Annotated in this window: 1 protein-coding gene; it reads left to right on the top strand. The window is 65.7% G+C overall.

Annotation, left to right across the window (positions count from 1 at the left end):
- The coding region (locus EOA23_RS35085; RefSeq protein ID WP_127307351.1) for an IS91 family transposase at positions 1-871 on the top strand (871 nt) is incomplete at both ends.

Raw genomic sequence — 871 nt, 5'->3', positions numbered from 1 at the left:
CCCAAAATGCCAGGGACAGGCCTGCCGCGACTGGCTCGCCGCACGCGAGGCCGAACTCCTGCCGGTTCCCTACTTCCACGTCGTGTTCACGTTGCCGGCCGAGGTCGCCGCGATCGCCTTCCAGAACAAGGCGGCGGTTTACGCCATCCTGTTCAGGACTGCGGCCGAGACGCTGCGCACGATCGCCGCCGATTCCAAACATCTCGGCGCCGAGATCGGCCTCATCGCGGTGCTGCACAGCTGGGGGCAGAACCTGCACTACCATCCGCACATCCATTGCATCGTGCCGGGCGGTGGCGTCTCGCCGGACGGCTCGCGCTGGGTCTCCTGTCGGCCAGGGTTCTTCCTTCCGGTGCGCGTCCTGTCGCGCCTGTTTCGCCGCCGCTTCCTGGAGGACCTACGAGCCGCCTTCGACGCGCACAGCCTCAAATTCTTCGGCGACATTGCCGGCCTGACCGAGCCAGCCGCCTTCATCCGCCTGTTGGCCAGGGCGCGCCGCCTCGACTGGGTGGTCTATGCCAAGCCGCCCTTCGGCGGACCGGAACAGGTGCTGGCCTACCTCGGTCGCTACACCCATCGCGTCGCCATCGCCAATTCCCGGCTGATCAGCATGGAGAACGATCGTGTCGGATTCCGCTGGAAGGATTATCGTCATGGCGGAAGGACAAAGGTGATGACGCTCGACGCGCACGAGTTCATCCGCCGCTTCCTGCTTCATACGCTGCCGGACGGCTTCCATCGCATCCGCCATTACGGTTTCCTCGCCAACGGCCATCGCGCCGCCAGGCTCGACCAGTGCCGCAGGCTGCTGACCAAACCACAACTGGATGATCGCGAACCGGATGCCGAAAGCGCCGCTGCCGCCCCTCTT

Origin of the sequence: Mesorhizobium sp. M2A.F.Ca.ET.042.01.1.1 (assembly GCF_003997405.1) — a bacterium.
Lineage (GTDB): Bacteria > Pseudomonadota > Alphaproteobacteria > Rhizobiales > Rhizobiaceae > Mesorhizobium.
The sequence above is the reverse complement of the archived record's forward strand: the minus strand, read 5'-3'. Positions and strand labels throughout refer to the sequence as shown.